Source organism: Enterococcus canintestini (assembly GCF_001885735.1).
In the GTDB taxonomy this organism is placed as follows: domain Bacteria; phylum Bacillota; class Bacilli; order Lactobacillales; family Enterococcaceae; genus Enterococcus_C; species Enterococcus_C canintestini.
This window is the reverse complement of sequence record NZ_JXKG01000020.1, coordinates 1-16,688: the sequence shown is the minus strand read 5'-3', so window position 1 is coordinate 16,688 and position 16,688 is coordinate 1. Positions and strand designations below refer to the sequence as shown.

Genomic DNA, 16,688 nt, shown 5'->3' with positions numbered 1-16,688 from the left:
AACGAACTCTCTACGGTAATAAGTTGAAATTTCGCAAAAATTTGAGTAGCATTTTTCGGAAATTCCAGCTTATTACTTGCGAGTTAAATACGTTTATTCAACTTTTAAAGACTGTTGCCAAATGTCAAAAAGTGGCTCAAAATCAGTCTTTTTTAAAGGCTCTTCAGCAAATACTTTTTGACTGAGCGCAGCTTGCAGATAAAAAACATCTGCAATAACTTCTGCTTGTGTTTTAGCTTGCGGAATATCAGACCAAATAGCTAAAGCAATTTGGGGCGTTTGTAAAAGGTATTGTTCGGCGACTACTTGATTGCCGGCATATGTCGTTAAAGTAAAATCTTGACTGATTTTTTCATAAGTCGGATAAGTATAACTCGCAGCTTCTCCTAAAACGTAATAAAAAAAGTTATCATTATGATTAATGACTTCATACCCTTTCTCAAAGAAAGTTTCTACCGGTGCCATATTTTGATTCCAGCGCGTCCAATAAGAAATTTCGCAGTCTGGTGATAGAGATAACTTTTCTGAGCGATTCAAACGGAAAAAGCCGTCATTCCAAACCCGCGGAATAAAACCTAATTGACGCACAAAGTCGATTGTTTGGTTCGCATATTCGATAAATACTTCAATCCCACTGGCCTCAGTCCCATATTTTTCCTTTGCGTAAGCACTTAAAGTCGGATAGCGCTCGATTTGATCAAAATCGACAAACTCGTCAGCCCCAATATGAAAATAGCAACTTTCAGCAAATAGCTCTCCATACTCCCGATAAAAATCTTGAATCAATTTAACGGCAGCCGGATCAAGGATATTTAACGCTTTTTTGTCTTTGGTTAAATTTCCCGCTTCATCAAAACACGTTAATTGATATTGAGGATAATGGGCCAAAATTTTTTGCAAATGCCCCGGCGTATCAAAATCTGGGATAACTTGAATAAAGAAGTAATTTGCATAAGCAATAATTTCTCTTACTTCTGATTTTTTTAAATGCGCTTTTGACACGACTTCTGGATGCAATTCCGATTCAATCCGAAATCCTTCATTTTCAGAAAAGTGGAGTTGTAGATGTGTGAATTGAAATAGCGCTAAACTGCGAATTAACTGTTTTAACTGTGCCAAAGAAAAGAATTTACGCCCCATGTCAATCATCACACAGCGTTCTGCAATCGCCCCTTTGTAACTGCTATTATAGTTTCTTTTCACCAGTAGAGATTGCATGACTTTGGTGGCACCGTAAAAAAGTTGTTTTTCCTCTTGGGCTTTGATATAAATGCCATTTGCTTCTTTTTTAATTTCAAAATCAGCTGTGACATTATCAGTGAGTTCAAAAATAAAATTCGGTTTTTCCACTTGTAGCTCTTGGCAAAGTAAGTTAATTCGTTTGGTCACATTGGCTAGACTATTTTTACTGGCTGTTATCATTTTATTAAGCTCCTTTATTTCTATTTACTTTTTTATCATAAAAGGCTACTGTCTTTGCCACAATGTGTGACTTTAACTTCGCTTGTCATTTTAAGCTCTCATTTATATGTTTTATTTTCCTATAATAATAAAATACCGTTTGTACCTATTTACTGGCTGCTAATTTTGATGTAAGGTGCGGTATTGCCCTGGCGTTACACCTACGATTGTCCGAAACTTACGGGTATAATTGGAAACATCGTAATATCCTGCATCACGAATAATATCTTTAATCGGACGATTGGTTTCAACTAAAGCTTGTTTAATTTTATTTAAGCGTAGTTCTTGAATGTATTTTGAGAAAGTGAGCCCACTTTCTTTTTTAATAAAACGGCTTAAATAAGAAACAGACATGTCAAATTCTTCAGCCAACCACTCCAAAGATAGTTGTGAGGCGGCATAATTTTTATTGATAAAGTCAAATAATTCTTGCTTTAATTGCGATTCTTTATTTTGTGGCTTTTCCTGCACTAATGCGCAAAGAAGCTGAGCAATTTGCAACAGATTCGGTTCTAAATCATATAAACTATGAAAATCAGTCGCTTTTTCAGCCACCATTAGCGCGTCGTGACTATCAATTTTACTAGCAAACTTGGTTAGTGTATTTAATAAATAAAAACCAAACATTTTTTGGGCATTCGGGGAGCCCTGTTTTACTCCCACTTCAATTAAAGCGTGAATGGTTTCTGTGGCTACTGCATAATCCCCTTGCGTTAAACTTTGTACTAGTTTCATTTCTTCTGAGTCAGGATAATGAATCCCAGCTTTTTTCGTTTCATCTTTTAATGCATCGTAAAAAATAATTTTTTGACTTTTTTGACTATAGGCATATTCCAAAGCTGCCAATGCTTCAATAAAGGAGCGGTTAATTTCAATCAAGTTATCCACCGGATCTCCGATGGCAATGGTTAACTGCAACCCAACTAAATCAAAAATTTCATGATGGAAAGCTTCTGCAATGCGTTTGGCACCAGTTATCTCTTCATAGCCCACTAAAATTGCAATCACTTGTGTTGATAAAATTTCCGTGGCATAGGCGGTATAACCTTTTCCTTTAACCGTTTGTAAATATTCGATTAATAAGTCATGCTCTGTTGAAAATTCGTTTAATGTGTTTTCTTTTGTACTAATTGTCATAACAAAAAAGTGTTGACCAGTCAGTTTTACGTGCACCGAGTCTAATAAAAGTTGCAACTGCGCTTGTGTTTTAATCCTATCCCCAATTAATTTACGTAAAACTTGTTCTCTGGCATGGGGTGTTTGTCGTTTAATTTCTTGGTGGAGTGCTTTATTTTCGTCTAGAAATTGTTCAATTCTTTCATGCACAAATGACGGCGCATATTCCCCTTCTTTCACTTCTTGGGTCGTGTAATTTGCAATCAATTTTTCCAACTGACGCATCGGTTGATAGCTGCGCCTGCCTAAGACATAAACTACCATAGCCCCAATGATTAAAATAAAACCAATAAAATAAAGCAAATTTCGCTGCACTTGATTTACTGAGTCTAGTGCATTATTAGGATCTACTAAAGAAATATAAGCTAAATCAAAGCTAGACTTGTCCAAAGCTTGGATTTGATAGTCTTGTTGCTCAATTTTTACGTGAGTCTTTTTTGTTACTTGTTGCAGTTGTTCTTTTTCTTTCAAGTAGGTCAAGAGTTCTTTTTTGCCAGTATGAAATAAGACTTCATTTTGTTTATTGACAATAAAGTTGGAACTTTCTTCACCAAAAGTTGATTGGTCTAAAAGTTGTTGAATACTGGAGTCTTTAATGGCATAGATAGCTGTTCCATAAGCTACTTGGTCTTGATTTTGTAAGGGAACAAGATAATAAAGGCGCTTACTGATTGCTGTTTTTGACGCTAAATTAACCAGTTTTGGTACTTTAGTTTGAAATAATTCTGCCACTTGGTTTTTAGCAAAGCTTTCTGCCTTAGCTTCTTTTAAAAAGACATCAAGAGAAAGCCAACCGTCAGCCGAAAAAAGCGCCTCTGGCTTATCATAATAAAGCAAAAAGACATCCGCTACGATACTACCTGCTAATCGGCTTTTCTTTAGACTTTGTTGTCCTTCTGTGGCGTAATAGGCATGATTTGTTTGTGCCAAAGAGAGTTTGTTATCAAAAGGAATTTGATGGGATAAATCATTTAATTGCATCAAATTATTCTCAAAGGCTGATTGTAATTGTAATAAATGATTGCGTGCAGATAATGTGACTTGTTGATTAATGCTGTCTTTGGATGTTTTAAACCAAATTCCTGAAACAATTAAAAATGGAAATAAAAAAACGACTAAATAAGACAAAATGGAACGCGTCAGCCCAGTCATACGAAATAATGGTAATTTCTTCAACTTCAATTTCATTTTTTCTCCCCTATCACTTTTCTACCGTCTTTTAGCTAATCCAAATGATATTTTTGTTGCCAATCATAACAAGCCCCCAACAAGTTAGATTGATTAAAGAAGGCGCAATTTTCAATTTTAGGGATTAAAACATTGCTGGGAATTTTAGCCGCCAATTCATTGATTTTTATTTGTAATAGCGGTAACAATATTTCCGCTTTTGAAATTCCCCCACCAATTAAAATTTTTTCTGGATCTAAAATATACTGTAAATTGTAACAAGCAACCGCTAGTTCTTCGATGAAGTGATCCATTGCTAAAATTGCACTCTTATCTTTGGCTTGATAGAGTTTTATGACTTTTTGACCATCTAATTTTTCAGCCGCTATCCCTTTTTTACAAGCAACCTCATTTACTAAACTACGCGTAGCACCGGTAATACTCCAAATCTCCCACTTTTTATGCGGGGATGTAACAGGAAATAGCATAAAACCAAATTCCCCTGCCAATAAATGTTTGCCACGAACCAATTGATCGTTCAACATAACTGCCCCACCGACTGAAGTCCCTAAGACAATCAACGCGAGATCTTGACAATTTTTGCCATTTCCTAACCATTTTTCGGCTAATAACGCACAATTCCCATCATTTTCTGCACTCACCGGAACGTGGTAATGGTTATATAATGTACTTACTAATTTTTTACCAAAAGGTTCATAAATAGGTGAGCTCATCCCAATTTCTTGTGTTAGCGGATCGACTAAGCCCGTGCTACTAATGGCAATACCATCAAACTGACGGTCGTAATATTTCGTAATATGCGCAATAAGTTGCTCGGTTAAAAGCGCATAATTTTCTCTTGGTGTCTTAAAATCATGGCTTTGCATTATTTCTCCGTTTAATTTTAACAAGCCAGTTTTTACCCCTGTTCCGCCGATATCAACTGCGACAATCTTCATTTTGGCACCTCGTTTTCCTTCACTCGTTTTCTTTTTCCTATGTAAAATCGCAACAAAATGTGAAATCTTAATTACTTTTAAAAATCACATTTTGTATGCTTTTGCAACAGCTTTGATTATAACGTATTAAAATAACGTTGTCTACGCTTTCATTTTTTTGTTATTCACTAAAATTTATTAATTAAAAGACTTTTGATTCTATGTTCAAAAACACGATAACACTGTTTTAGTATACGGATAAAATAAATAAATTTATAGCAACAAACTTTAGTACTTACATAACAAATTTTAGCCGCTCGCCAGCAGATTATGCTATATAAAAACCCCTAACATAGATTTTAATCTAACGTAGGGGCTAATCTTTAATAGCGATTTTTTTATTATTTTCTAAACTGTGCTTCATAAAGCGCCCGATAAGCGCCGCCTTTTGCCATTAATTCTTCATGGCTACCTTGTTCTACGATTCCTTTTGGACTGACCACAACGATTCGGCTAGCGTGTTTAATAGAAGCTAATCGATGGGCGATGATTAAAGTTGTCCGGCCTTTAGCCAGCGAATTAAGCGATTCTTGAATGACTTGTTCTGTCTCGGTATCAAGCGCTGAAGTTGCTTCATCTAATATTAAGATTGGCGGATTTTTTAAAAACATGCGTGCAATGGCAACTCTTTGTTTTTGTCCCCCAGATAATTTTACCCCACGTTCTCCGATTTGAGTTTCAATTCCATCAGGCATTTGCGCTAAGACGCCATCCAAATGAGCAAGCTTAGCGGCTGCCATGATTTCTTCATCGCTTGCATCTAAACGACCATAAGCGATATTTTCTTTAATACTGCCTGGAAATAAGAAAACATCTTGTTGCACAATCCCAATTTGATTGCGTAACGATTTTAATGTCATTTGCCGAATATCGATGCCATCAATTGTAATGGCACCACCGGTTACATCATAAAAGCGGGGCAATAAGTTACATAAAGTTGTTTTACCAGAACCACTTTGACCGACAAAAGCCACCGTTTCTCCCGGTGCAATAGCCAAATTAATATGGTCTAAAACTGGTTTTTCGCCTCCATAAGAAAATGAAACATCCCGATATAAAATATCGCCTTTTAATTCCTTCACCGCAATAGCATCGGGACGATCTAAAATATTAGGTTTTTTATCTAATTCTTCTGTTAAACGTTTAAAACCAGCAATGCCTTTGGGATAACTTTCAATCATATTATTCACTTTTTCAATCGGTCGCACAAAAACATTGGCTAATAATATAAAACCAACAAATTGACCGTTCGTTAACTCACCTTGAATTACATAATAAGAACCAAAAATTAAAGTAAATAAATTAATTAGCCGAATTAGTAAATAGTTATAAGCTGAACTTACCGCCATCACACGATAAAACAAAATCTTCGATTGTCGATAGGCTTCACTCAAGCCCGCAAAACGAGTTGCCTCAAAATTTTCATTTGCAAAAGATTGGGTTACTCGAATACCACTAACCGAAGCTTCAACCCCAGCGTTAAATTCGCCTAAGTTTTCGTATATGCGCGTATTTACTTTCGTCATTTTTTTATTGAAAAACACTAGTGCAATCGTAATTAAAGGCAATAAAGCAAAAGTTGCAATTGCTAGTTTCACATGGGTATGTAACATTAATAAAAATGAACCCGCTAACGTCATAAGCGTAATAAAAATATCTTCTGGACCATGGTGGGCAACTTCTGAAATTTCAAATAAATCGGTGGTCAAACGGCTGATTAATTTACCAGTCTTTTGATTGTCGTAATACTCATACGGTTGGGTTTGTAAATGCGCAAACAATTCCTTACGCATGTCTGTTTCAATGTTAACCCCCAATTTATGACCAAAAAAGACCACGATATATTGTAAAACAGTATTTAATATATAAAATAAAAACAGTGCGCAACAAGCCATTAGAATAATGCGAAATTCTTTTTGGGGCATAATTTTATCAATAACTTCATTGACTGCCACTGGAAATACCAACTCTAATAGACCAGCTAAAACAGCACAGGTAAAATCTAGGATGAATAGTCCTTTATAAGGACGATAATATTTAAAAAAACGTTTTAGCATCTTTTTTCTCCTTTACACATAATTTACTACAAACCGCTGATGATTTTTCTTGTCAGAAACACGAAAACAGCAGACAACTTTATCCATTATAACGAAATTTTGGCAAAAACACAGTACAATTCGCGCCTCTTTCTGGTAAAAATACAAAAAGACTTCAACCAAAAAGATTAGCTTGGTTAAAGTCCGGTAATTTTTTAATTTTCTATTTGCATCCACTTTTGCACTGCCCAACGATGACTGCCCCGTTTTAACAAAAGCATCGCCTCATCAGGTGTCACCCAACGTAAATTATTGGTCTTTTCAGTGGGGGCGGCAACTTTTTCCCAACTGTTGACCACATAAAAATAACCAGGATGATAAAAATATGTATCCCGATGGCTTGAATAGAAATATTCTACTGCTTCACCTAAATAATTTCCCACTACAACCTCAAAGCCCAATTCTTCTAACATTTCCCGCTTTATAGCTTCAAGATGCGTTTCAGCCCCTTCAATTTCTCCTCCCGGTAAAAAATAGGCACCATTTGGAGCTTGTACCAAAATAACTTCTTGTCCTTTTTTGCGACTTACTACGACATAAGCACCATAGCGCGCTTGATAGGTTTTGTCTTGCTCCTTTTTCCCAAACACTGGTTCCATTTTGCAACCTCCACTTTTCATTTTGTTTATTTTACCGAAATGTTGTTATTTTCACAAGCCAAAGCGTATTTCTTATCAGGGCTAACTGGCTATGATAAGATGATTTTATAAAATAGAAAGGACTGATTTTTTATGAAAATGGCTCATACTTGTGTACGTGTCAAAGACTTAGAGGCTTCATTAGCCTTTTATGAGGGAGCTTTTGGCTTTGTTGAAAAAAGTCGCCGTGACTTTCCCGAAAATAAATTTACTTTGGTTTACTTAAGCTTACCAGAAGATGATTACGAGTTAGAATTAACATATAACTACGATCATGGTGCTTATGATTTGGGTGATGGTTATGGTCATATTGCAATTGCCGTTAGTGATTTAGAAGCCTTACACAAAAAGCAAAAAGAAGCAGGATATAATCTAACTGACTTAAAAGGCTTACCTGGTACGGCTCCTTCTTATTATTTTGTAGTTGATCCTGACGGTTATAAAATCGAAGTTATCCGAGAAAAATAGTAGGATTTAAATTGAACTGTTAATAAAGGCCTTCATTACCTTTAACTTTTAGTTTTCACTAAAAAATGCTCGGTACAATTTTTAGTCAACTTCTTTAATAACAGTTCTCTTTTAAAAGGACGTGAAAATATGAAACCAATTATTGGCATTGCCGCCAATGAACAAACCATGATTGACACAGATAGTCACTGGATTAGCTATACTCCCCGCAACTTTGTATCTGGCATACAAAATGCCGGTGGTTTACCGCTACTCTTACCCATTGGTTCAGTAGAAGATGCCAAAAGCTATGTTCAACAAATTGATAAATTACTTTTAGCAGGGGGCCAAGATGTATCGCCAGAAAGTTACGGTGCTTTGCCTCATCAAAAACTAGGAGCAACCAATCATCGCCGTGATTTATTTGAAATGGCACTCGTTAAAGAAGCCCTCAAAGCAAAAAAACCGATTATTGGCGTCTGTCGTGGTATGCAACTGCTAAACGTTGCTTTTGGTGGTACCCTTTTACAAGATTTAAGTTTAGCAGACGCCCCGCTTTTAAAACATGTACAAGTGCCAACACCATTTGAGCTACCAACTCATACCGTTGAAATTGATATCAATACGCGCTTGGGAGAATTTCTTCCTCAAACTTACCAAGTCAACTCTTTTCACCATCAAGTAATAGATACACTAGCAGATGAATTTATCGTCACTGCAACAGCACCAGATGGCGTTATTGAAGGTATTGAAAGTATCAACCATTCGATTATGGGGGTTCAATGGCATCCAGAATTAGCTTATTTTACTGTTGAAAAAGAACGCGAATTTTTCAATTATTTCGTGCAAAAGTTTGCTTAATTACTCGTAAGGAAAGCCAAAATTGGAAACAGCTTATCTGAGAGATTGTTGTAATAAAGTTGTGACAGAAATTTTTTGGTCAGAACTGTATTACAAAAAAGACGGTGTGACAAAATTTTTGTCACACCGCCACAACGATCCGTCCTCAGACAAGCTGTTTCTTTTATTTTTTATTTTCTGATTTCATCATGGTAAAGGATTGTTTTAAGGCGGCAATCACACCATTTTCGTTATAAACTAAAACATTTGATTTATACAAACCAGATGAAATCAGCATTAAGAAAATAGTGAAGACAGCTAAGATGACCACTGAAACAATAGCGCTAGAGATACTAGCAGTATCATTGGCTAAACGTACTGGCATCGCAAAAGAAGAAAAGAAAGGAATATAAGAACAAATCCGTAGCGCAATATTTTGCGGATCAAACATTCCCACAAACAATGCTAAAAAGTAAGCACCCATTGACAAATAAGTCACGGGAATAATCGCTTTTGACGTATCTTCGGCTTTATTCACTAAAGAACCACAAAGCGCTGCTAAAACGGCATACAATAAAATTCCCAATATTACAAAAATAGCTGAGAAAATTAGAAATGGACCAAAAAGACTCTCCAAAGAAGTATCACCGATGAATTGTTTAACAATATCCATATCTTTAAATTTCTGATAACCAAAGACAATCATGACGCCATAAATCACCAGCTGAGTTAAGGCCACCATTAAAACACCGGTTAATTTCCCATAAAAATGGGTCTGGGCTTTAGTACTTGATAAAATAACTTCCATAATCCGAGTACCTTTTTCAGAAGCAATTTCTTGGGCAATAATACTTGAATACGTTACGACAAAAATAAATAAAATAATCGCCGAAACATTGGTTACAATCATTTGTAAACTACTGTGATCGGTTTCTGCTGACATATTACCAGCCTTATCAAATGAGACCTTTTGTGTGGTGAGCTGGGCTGGTTCACTTAAACGCGCTACTTCTGCTGAAGTTAGACCAATTTCTTTTGCCCGTGAAGTACTTTGCATTTGGCTTAATAGTTGTTGTAACATTATTTGCGTCGTTTGTCCCACCGAAGACTCAGCATAGACTTTGCCGGTAAAACTATCTTCTTTGGCGGTTAAAACTAAAAAGGCATCCAATTTTTCTGCTGACAATTCTTTTTCAGCTTTTTCTTTTGAAGAAATTACTTGGAATTCATAATCATCATGATTCAATTGGGTAAAGGCCTTTGCTAGAGCTTCATTTTCAGAATAGACACCAATTTTATTAACGCTTGAATTATCTGCCAGCTGACCTGTAAAGTAATAAAAAGCTCCCATTATAAAGGGTGCAAGAATTAAGATTAAGAAACTGACTGACTTTACATTTTTCTTATAAACATCTTTTGCAATCACCCAAAACTTATTCATGGTCATCACCTGCTTTCCATTTAAAGATTTCTTCTAAGGTTGGGGGTTGCTGATTAAACATCGGAATATAGCCATTTTGAGTCGCGCGCATGAAAATTTCTTTCCCTGCCGCCGGATCTTTTAAGGTAATGGCTAAGGTATTATCTTCTGCTTTAACTACCTCAGCTACCCCATCAATTCCTTCCACCTCTTCTTTTGTTAAAGACGATTCTAAAAAGAGCTTGCTGCGGCCAAATGATTCACGAATTTCATGGACTTTACCATTTAAAACTGTCTGACCATTTTTTAACATAATCAGGTGATCGCATATTTTCTCCACATTATCCATATTGTGACTGGAAAAAATGACACAGGCTCCTTTTTGTCGCAATTCAATAATGCCATTTTTTAAAAGTTCAGCATTAACCGGATCCAAGCCACTAAACGGTTCATCTAAAATAACCAGTTTCGGTTCATGAATTAAAGTGGCGATGAGTTGTACTTTTTGTTGGTTCCCTTTTGATAACGACTTTACTTTATCTGTTTTTTTTCCTTTTACTTCGAATTTATCCATCCACTTGTCGATTTCTGGTAAAATATCCTTACGTTTTTTTCCTCGTAATTCCGCAAAATAAATCAGTTGGTCTTCAATCGTCACTTTAGGATAGAGTCCACGTTCTTCTGGTAAGTAACCAATAATATTGTAGTCTTTACTGCCAATCTTTTCCCCATTCCATAAAATTTCACCTTTATCTGGCGTCAAAAAATCTAAAATTAAGCGAAAAGTCGTTGTTTTTCCCGCGCCATTTTGGCCAATCAATCCCATAATTGTTCCATCTTGAATCGTAAAAGAAAGGTTATCAACTGCTGTATAATCTCCAAATCTTTTTTCCAAATTTTTAACCGTTAGCATTTCTTCACTCCTCCTAATTTCGTTTATGTTCCATCATAAAAAAATTGTCTAAATTACAATAAAGGCTAATAAAGCGCCAAAAAGCCCTCCTAAAATCATCAATATTAGTGTGTCGCGAATAATATTTTGTTTTTTTGCAAATTTAAGTGGTTGTTTATAATAGGCTGTTCTTTTTTGATAGATTAATTTCGTTGTGAGCATACACATTAAAAAATAACAGGAAAACTGGCTAGCAATAAAGTTGCCGCCAAAAAAAGAAGGGGCCAAGTAACCAAATCACTACCGAATATTATTTTGCCACAAAAATAAAAAATAATTCCCAATAGTGTTGCCCAGCAAGAGCGCAGTAATTGCTGCTGCCATTCTTGCAAAATTCGACTACGATAACTTTGTTCATCGGTAAAAAGTGGTATGCTTTTATTAGTACTGACAAAATAACAATAACGTTTGCCAAATGTCGTGACATGGTTCCAACCACTACTGGCATATAACGCCAGATAGTCAGCTAATTCCTCTTTTGGTCCTGCAAAATAATCTACCGCATAAAAAAGATTTTGCGGGGCTGCTTTTTGAAAGACTAATAAGCCAAATACGTTCATCTTAACAAAATGCCAGCCTAGCTGTGCCTGCTGGTTTAAGCGCAGCATTTCTTTTTCAGGATAAAAAGCAACGCCTAAACTTAATAAATATTTTCTATTCCCAATTCTCATACATACCCCTCACTTTTAAATAACCTGTCAAAAGAACCACTTTTATGGCAACTTTTTTAATCAGTAAATGTCGTGATTTGCAAGTAACGTTGCACCAGCTTCATAAAAAATGCGTCGTCTTTGGACATCTTTGGCCAATGCTTTTTTTCCTTTTGCTGTAATCTGATAAACTTTTTTGCGATCCGAATTTTCTGTCAGTGTAATAAATCCAGCCTTTTGTAATTTTTTTAAGTTCGTATACATGCTAGCCGGACCGATTTCCATTTCGCCACTAGTTATTTCACTAATTTCTTTCATAATTCCATAACCATGTTGGGGTTTTAACAATACGAGCAAAATCACATATACACTATCTGACAGCGCATCTTCCATTTTAACCCTCCTCTATATCACACCATGATATATCACTTAATGATATAGTATGCTAGACTTTCACTACTGTCAATCATAGAAAGCTGTTTTTTTCACTCCTATTTGCTTTTTTAATTAGCTACTATTCTTGTAACCAACTGGATTTGTCAAAATCAAATGCCAACGTAACCAACTTTTTATTCTTTTTCTTTCTGCTTGCAAAAAAAGTAAGCGAACTAAAAATTGCCGTTGATATAGTTGGTATTTTTTTAACAGATAAACCCAAGTATCCTTATGAAAAAAACACTTAACTTTTCAAAATAAAAAGCCATATACGGTGTCCAATCGGGGCGCCGATAAATTGTATCGACTTCTTTTTGATAAAGAGCAGGTTTTAAAGGGGCGACTTTAACAAACAATTTATGACAAATTTGAATAAAATCAATGTACGCCAAAAAAAGAGCTTCATCTGATTCGGCTTGTAAAAACGTCTTTAAACGTCGCGCTGTTGTTTCTGGCTTAAAATATCCCAGTTGATTGGGACTAACAATCAAATACATTATTTTTTCCCCCTTTAATTTAACAACGAAAAAAATAATGATTTTGTCAAAAAAGAGGCGTGACAAAAGCTTGTCACACCCCCAATTTTAAACAAATGGATTGAAAGAAGTAACTTCTTAAATAAACCGAAATTTCACCAAAATTTGAGTAGCAATTTTCTAAGATTGCTTCTTATGCTGAAATCAATCCACTTATTTCGTCTGGAACGATTAGATGTTTTTTACGCTTTAACAATTGGGATGAAATAACTAAGCTGTTTGCATTTACAGTCTAGTAACCTTTTGTCCCAAACGATAAAAAACATAAAATTTATTGTTCTTCATTTTTTTTATCTGCAGCTAATGTTGTTTGAATCGTTTTGGCTACTGCCTCTGGAATACCAATCGCTTTAATTTCTGCTAATGAAGCAGCTTGAATATTTTTTAACGATTTGAATTCTTTTAATAAAGCTTTTTTTCGTTTGGGCCCAAGACCTGCGATACCGTCTAATTTTGACGCGAAACTATTCTTACTGCGAAGCTGCCGATGAAAAGTAATCGCAAAACGATGGACTTCATCTTGAATTCGTTGTAATAAGAAAAATTCAGGTGAATTTCGTTCCAGTGGTACCACTTCTAATTCAGGGCCAAAGAGCATTTCACTAGTTTTATGTTTCTCATTTTTTGCTAAACCAGCAATCGGAATATCAAGCCCCAACTGGTTATCTAAAACTTCCTTAGCCGCATCTACTTGTCCTTTGCCTCCATCAATGACAATTAAATCAGGAAAAGGAAGGTTTTCTTTTAAAACACGAGAATAACGCCGATAAATCACTTCCCGCATCGATGCATAGTCATCTGGCCCTGTTACGGTTTTAATTTTATATTTGCGGTATTCATTTTTAGCCGGTTTGCCATCAATAAAAACTACCATCGCAGAAACCGGATTTGTCCCCATAATATTAGAGTTATCAAAGGCCTCAATTCGAACAGGAGTAGGAATACCCATCGCATTTCCCAGACTTTCAATTGCGCCAATTGTTCGCTCTTCTTTACGTTCAATTAAATCAAATTTTTCTTTTAGCGCAACGCCAGCATTTTTATTCGCCAATTCTACTAATTTTTTCTTTTCACCGCGTTTAGGCTGTAAAATTTTAGTTTGCAATAAAGCTTCCACAGACTCTTTATCAATATCATCAGGGATTAAAACTTCTTTTGGAATAAAATGTTCGTTTTCTTGATAGAATTGTCCAATATAGGTTAAAAAATCATCTTGGGCTTCATTATAAAAAGGAAAGATGGAAACATCGCGTTCAATTAATTTACCTTGGCGGACAAAAAAGACTTGGACGCACATCCAACCTTTATCAATTGCATAACCAAAAACATCGCGATCCATAAAGTCAGTTTGGGTCATTTTTTGCTTGGTCATTACCGTATCAATTGCTTTAATTTGGTCCCGTAATTCCGCTGCTTTTTCAAATTCCAAATTTGCAGCGGCCGTTTCCATTTCTGCTGCAATATTGTCGCGAATTTCCGTGTGTCCTCCACTTAAAAAGCGTTTAATTTCAGCAACCATTTCTTCATAAACCTTCGTTGGGACATCAAACACACAAGGTGCTAAACATTGCCCCATATGGTAGTACAGACAGACTTCTTTTGGTAATACTTTACATTTTCGTAAAGGAAAAAGACGGTCTAAAAGTTTTTTGGTTTCATTAGCTGCTCCCACATCTGGATACGGCCCAAAATATAACGCTTTATCTTTTAAAACTTTACGAGTAATTAATAAGCGTGGATACGCTTCATTAGTAATTTTAATAAAAGGATACGTCTTATCATCTTTTAACATGATATTGTATTTGGGATCGTTCTTTTTAATTAAATTAATCTCAAGCAATAACGCTTCAATATTTGATTCGGTCACAATATATTCAAAGTCTTCAATCTCAGATACCAGTCGCTCTGTTTTAGTATCGTGGCTACCGGTAAAGTAAGAACGGACTCGATTTTTCAAAATTTTGGCTTTTCCGACATAAATAATCGTGCCATTTTTATCTTTCATTAGATAACAGCCAGGCTGATCTGGTAAAAGTGCCAATTTATTTTTAATTCGTTCATTCACGTCTTTTTCACCCATTTCTTTTGCTAATGGTATGCTTTAAAAGCACCTTCCATTATAACATGCACGTCAAATCATAAGAAAAGCTAAAGGCAGTGGTTAGCTCTTTGGAAAAATCTCAGAAATTTGCTTTCTGGTGCACTTTACCAGAAACTAATTTTTGAATTTTTCCCGAAGAGTTGCTGCCTGTGCTGGATCACTAGAAAAGCTAAAGGAACTCGTTCAGCTCTCAAGCAATAAGACGAAATCTTGTTAAATTGTTTCTCAAATTTCGCAAGATTTTGGCTTATTGCCGTAGAGAGCTAGTTCATGAAGCTAGATCAAAGAAAAGCTAAAGGCAGTGGTTAGCTCTTTGGAAAAATCTCAGAAATTTGCTTTCTGGTGCACTATACCAGAAACTAATTTTTGAATTTTTCCCGAAGAGTTGCTGCCTGTGCTGGATCATAAGAAAAGCTAAAGGAACTCGTTTAGCTCTCTGGAAAAGCCAAAAGCAGCGAAAAGATTTTTTCGCTGCTTTTACTTGTGTCAATTTAATAATAAATTTTTACTGGTGTGTTTCCTGGCATATTATAATAGAACCATTTCGCATCTGCTACTGACATCCGAATACAACCATGAGATGCCCGCCGTCCTAATTTCATACCTTCAATATGATTAAAGGCAGTCGTTGTACCAGGATAAGCAATTGGAACAGTGTGGAACAAGTACACACCATGTTGGTGGTAAGAACGATAAAACGCACCACCAGAGCCACCAAACCAGAAGGAATTTCCTCGTTCTGCTTGAATTTTGAAATTGCCATAAGGCGTACTTAAATTATTAGGCCACAAGCCCAAACCCGTTGAACATAACATGGTATAAATCGTCTTAGAACCTGAACGAATATATACCCGTTGTTTTTTGACTGAAACTTGAATATTCAAATTTTTAACTTTTAAAGAAGGATAGCGTCCACCGGTAGTATACATGTAAAAACGATTATGAACATTCGTCGTTTCACTTGCCTTTAACCAGCCCAAAGCTCCACCTGGTAAGACCACATAATAATACGTACCGCTACTTGTTTTTGCCTCTTTTGTCGCTTGCGCCATGTAGCCTTTATAAGTCTTTTTCGCGCCTTTTTTACTACTGTTGGGATCTGCCTGACTATAAAAATTACCACTATTGGAATTAATCCGGACGTAACGATTAATGTTTTTAGTACTGTAAATTGTATGAGGTGTTCCGGTAAAACCTGCATTTAAATAGCCTATCCAAGTATTGCCGTTATAAATGGAATAATACCAAGCACCATTAAAATGACGATATTTACATTTCACTGTATAAACTTTGCCATAGTATTTTGCGGCACTTTCTTTTTTCTGCCAATTAAAGTTACGCCAGAAAGTTGCTGTTTTTGAATTAATTCTTACTTTGCGATTTTCTTTTTGGGCAATTCCGCCAGCACTTGTAGCTTGTTTTGCAGCACTAGCATTTAAGTAGCCCACCCAATGATTTTTATTATCGCTTAAACTATAATAAGTTGCCCCATTGTAATGGCGATACATACCTTTAGCCAAGTAAGTTTTGGTTGCCATTGAAGCAGTCGTCGCACGTTTTTTCCAACTAAAATTACTCCAAGTATTATAGTTTTTATTGGTAATGGTGACATAACGATTCAAACTTTGATAGACACCTTGACTACCAGCAGCAAGTTTAATATCTTTAGCTTCCAGATAACCTACCCAAGTATCTTTTTTGTTTTTATTTTCATAAAGAGTGTAGTACTTTTTACCGTTAAAGTGCTGACCTGAATAATTCATACTTTGAC

At 35.8% G+C, this 16,688-nt stretch carries 14 protein-coding genes; 2 read left to right on the top strand and 12 right to left on the bottom strand.

Features of this window, described 5'->3' with window-relative positions; all coding sequences use genetic code 11:
• Positions 1-93 precede the first annotated feature (93 nt).
• The 5 genes from RU96_RS10455 to RU96_RS10435 form a co-directional block, all read right to left on the bottom strand.
• Positions 94-1,422 carry a family 20 glycosylhydrolase gene (locus RU96_RS10455; RefSeq protein WP_071865463.1) on the bottom strand — a complete coding sequence of 443 codons (1,329 nt, stop codon included), beginning with the start codon at positions 1,420-1,422 and terminating at the stop codon, positions 94-96.
• A gap of 159 nt (positions 1,423-1,581) precedes the next feature.
• Positions 1,582-3,825, bottom strand: coding sequence for a helix-turn-helix domain-containing protein (locus RU96_RS10450; RefSeq protein WP_071865462.1), 2,244 nt, complete (start codon positions 3,823-3,825; stop codon positions 1,582-1,584).
• Positions 3,826-3,860: 35 nt separating this feature from the next.
• Positions 3,861-4,763 (bottom strand): ROK family protein, encoded by a 903-nt coding sequence (locus RU96_RS10445; RefSeq protein WP_071865461.1) that lies wholly within the window; start codon positions 4,761-4,763, stop codon positions 3,861-3,863.
• Positions 4,764-5,143: 380 nt separating this feature from the next.
• Complete coding sequence (locus tag RU96_RS10440; RefSeq protein WP_071865460.1) at positions 5,144-6,859, bottom strand: ABC transporter ATP-binding protein; 1,716 nt, start codon at positions 6,857-6,859, stop codon at positions 5,144-5,146.
• A 194-nt stretch (positions 6,860-7,053) separates the two neighbouring features.
• Positions 7,054-7,497: an NUDIX hydrolase gene (locus RU96_RS10435; protein WP_071865459.1), complete on the bottom strand. Its 444-nt coding sequence runs from the start codon at positions 7,495-7,497 to the stop codon at positions 7,054-7,056.
• A 132-nt stretch (positions 7,498-7,629) separates the two neighbouring features.
• Between RU96_RS10435 and gloA the strand changes: the two genes are divergently transcribed.
• Both gloA and RU96_RS10425 read left to right on the top strand, forming a co-directional pair.
• On the top strand, positions 7,630-8,004 hold the full coding sequence (gloA, locus tag RU96_RS10430; protein WP_071865458.1) for a lactoylglutathione lyase: 375 nt from the start codon (positions 7,630-7,632) through the stop codon (positions 8,002-8,004).
• A 129-nt stretch (positions 8,005-8,133) separates the two neighbouring features.
• Positions 8,134-8,844: a gamma-glutamyl-gamma-aminobutyrate hydrolase family protein gene (locus tag RU96_RS10425; protein WP_071865457.1), complete on the top strand. Its 711-nt coding sequence runs from the start codon at positions 8,134-8,136 to the stop codon at positions 8,842-8,844.
• Positions 8,845-9,007: 163 nt separating this feature from the next.
• Here the strand turns inward: RU96_RS10425 and RU96_RS10420 are convergent, their stop codons facing one another.
• The 7 genes from RU96_RS10420 to RU96_RS10390 form a co-directional block, all read right to left on the bottom strand.
• The gene (locus tag RU96_RS10420; RefSeq protein ID WP_071865456.1) at positions 9,008-10,264 is read right to left on the bottom strand and encodes an ABC transporter permease; all 1,257 of its coding nucleotides are present in this window, start codon (positions 10,262-10,264) and stop codon (positions 9,008-9,010) included.
• The gene (locus tag RU96_RS10415) at positions 10,257-11,156 is read right to left on the bottom strand and encodes an ABC transporter ATP-binding protein (protein WP_071865455.1); all 900 of its coding nucleotides are present in this window, start codon (positions 11,154-11,156) and stop codon (positions 10,257-10,259) included. Before RU96_RS10415 ends, RU96_RS10420 begins: the two co-directional genes overlap by 8 nt.
• Before the next feature lie 206 nt (positions 11,157-11,362).
• Positions 11,363-11,866 carry a DUF2812 domain-containing protein gene (locus tag RU96_RS10410; RefSeq protein WP_071865454.1) on the bottom strand — a complete coding sequence of 168 codons (504 nt, stop codon included), beginning with the start codon at positions 11,864-11,866 and terminating at the stop codon, positions 11,363-11,365.
• Between the two features lie 60 nt (positions 11,867-11,926).
• A complete protein-coding gene (locus RU96_RS10405; protein WP_071865453.1) occupies positions 11,927-12,238 on the bottom strand; it encodes a PadR family transcriptional regulator in 312 nt (103 codons plus the stop codon).
• Between the two features lie 248 nt (positions 12,239-12,486).
• Complete coding sequence (locus tag RU96_RS10400) at positions 12,487-12,777, bottom strand: hypothetical protein (protein ID WP_249024180.1); 291 nt, start codon at positions 12,775-12,777, stop codon at positions 12,487-12,489.
• Positions 12,778-13,087: 310 nt separating this feature from the next.
• Entirely contained in the window at positions 13,088-14,881 is a 1,794-nt protein-coding gene (uvrC, locus tag RU96_RS10395) for an excinuclease ABC subunit UvrC (protein ID WP_095006343.1), read from the bottom strand.
• A 527-nt stretch (positions 14,882-15,408) separates the two neighbouring features.
• Positions 15,409-16,688, bottom strand: a 1,280-nt coding sequence (locus RU96_RS10390; protein ID WP_143350965.1) for a L,D-transpeptidase family protein, incomplete at its 5' end; no start/stop codon positions are given.

Excerpts from the sequence above, each read along its gene's own strand:
- RU96_RS10455 (WP_071865463.1), bottom strand. The coding sequence starts at position 1,422 with ATGATAACAGCCAGTAAAAATAGTCTAGCCAATGTGACCAAACGAATT.
- RU96_RS10450 (WP_071865462.1), bottom strand. The coding sequence starts at position 3,825 with ATGAAATTGAAGTTGAAGAAATTACCATTATTTCGTATGACTGGGCTG.
- RU96_RS10445 (WP_071865461.1), bottom strand. The coding sequence starts at position 4,763 with ATGAAGATTGTCGCAGTTGATATCGGCGGAACAGGGGTAAAAACTGGC.
- RU96_RS10440 (WP_071865460.1), bottom strand. The coding sequence starts at position 6,859 with ATGCTAAAACGTTTTTTTAAATATTATCGTCCTTATAAAGGACTATTC.
- RU96_RS10435 (WP_071865459.1), bottom strand. The coding sequence starts at position 7,497 with ATGGAACCAGTGTTTGGGAAAAAGGAGCAAGACAAAACCTATCAAGCG.
- gloA (WP_071865458.1), top strand. The coding sequence starts at position 7,630 with ATGAAAATGGCTCATACTTGTGTACGTGTCAAAGACTTAGAGGCTTCA.
- RU96_RS10425 (WP_071865457.1), top strand. The coding sequence starts at position 8,134 with ATGAAACCAATTATTGGCATTGCCGCCAATGAACAAACCATGATTGAC.
- RU96_RS10420 (WP_071865456.1), bottom strand. The coding sequence starts at position 10,264 with ATGAATAAGTTTTGGGTGATTGCAAAAGATGTTTATAAGAAAAATGTA.
- RU96_RS10415 (WP_071865455.1), bottom strand. The coding sequence starts at position 11,156 with ATGCTAACGGTTAAAAATTTGGAAAAAAGATTTGGAGATTATACAGCA.
- RU96_RS10410 (WP_071865454.1), bottom strand. The coding sequence starts at position 11,866 with ATGAGAATTGGGAATAGAAAATATTTATTAAGTTTAGGCGTTGCTTTT.
- RU96_RS10405 (WP_071865453.1), bottom strand. The coding sequence starts at position 12,238 with ATGGAAGATGCGCTGTCAGATAGTGTATATGTGATTTTGCTCGTATTG.
- RU96_RS10400 (WP_249024180.1), bottom strand. The coding sequence starts at position 12,777 with ATGTATTTGATTGTTAGTCCCAATCAACTGGGATATTTTAAGCCAGAA.